The following is an 826-nucleotide window of genomic DNA, read 5'->3' as shown; positions in this document are numbered from 1 at the left end:
ATTCGGGCGGCGTTGGCTGATGCGGGGGTGTCGGCGTCGGGTGTGGATGTGGTGGAGGCGCATGGGACGGGGACGCCGTTGGGTGATCCGATCGAGGCGCAGGCGTTGGTGGGGGTGTACGGGGCGGCGCGGGCTGCTGATCGGGCTGCTGATCGGGCTGCTGATCGGGCTGCGGATCGGGTAGGGGGCGGGTCGGCTGGGGTGCCGTTGTTGGTGGGGACGGTGAAGTCGAACATCGGCCACACCCAGGCCGCCGCCGGCGTGGTCGGCCTGCTGAAGATGACCGCCGCCCTGCAGCACGACCTCGTGCCCGCCACCCTGCACGCCGACGTGCCGACGCCCCACGTCGACTGGTCGGCCGGATCGGTGCGGCTGGTCACCGAGCCGACGCCGTGGCCGGAGCACGACCGGCCGCGGCGGGCGGCGGTCTCGTCGTTCGGCATCAGCGGCACCAACGCCCACGTCATCCTCGAAGCCGCACCGGCGACCGACACAACCGACGCGACCGACGGCGACCGGCCCCGTGCCGTCGTGCCCGTGCCGGCCTGGCCGGTGACGGCCTGCAGCGAGGCCGGACTCGAGGCACAGCTCGCGAACCTGCCCGCCTACGGCCCCGACGCGGCCGATGTCGGCTGGACGCTGGCCACGACCCGCGCCACCCACGATGTCCGCTCCGTCCTCGTCGGTCCGGACCGGCACCGCATCGACGGTGTTGCCGGTGGTTCGGCTGGGGTGGGGTTTGTGTTTGGTGGTCAGGGTGGTCAGCGGGTGGGGATGGGGCGGGGTTTGGCGGTGGCGTTTCCGGTGTTCGGGGAGGCGTTGCGGC

General features: G+C 73.1%; 1 protein-coding gene. It reads left to right on the top strand.

The genetic code is table 11. The features are described from left to right. Positions 1-826, top strand: an 826-nt coding sequence (locus AC0NZQ_RS21835) for a ketoacyl-synthetase C-terminal extension domain-containing protein (RefSeq protein WP_474532237.1), incomplete at both ends; no start/stop codon positions are given.

The organism is Jatrophihabitans sp. sgz311053, assembly GCF_056135305.1.
This window is presented reverse-complemented; position numbering and strand designations above follow the sequence as displayed.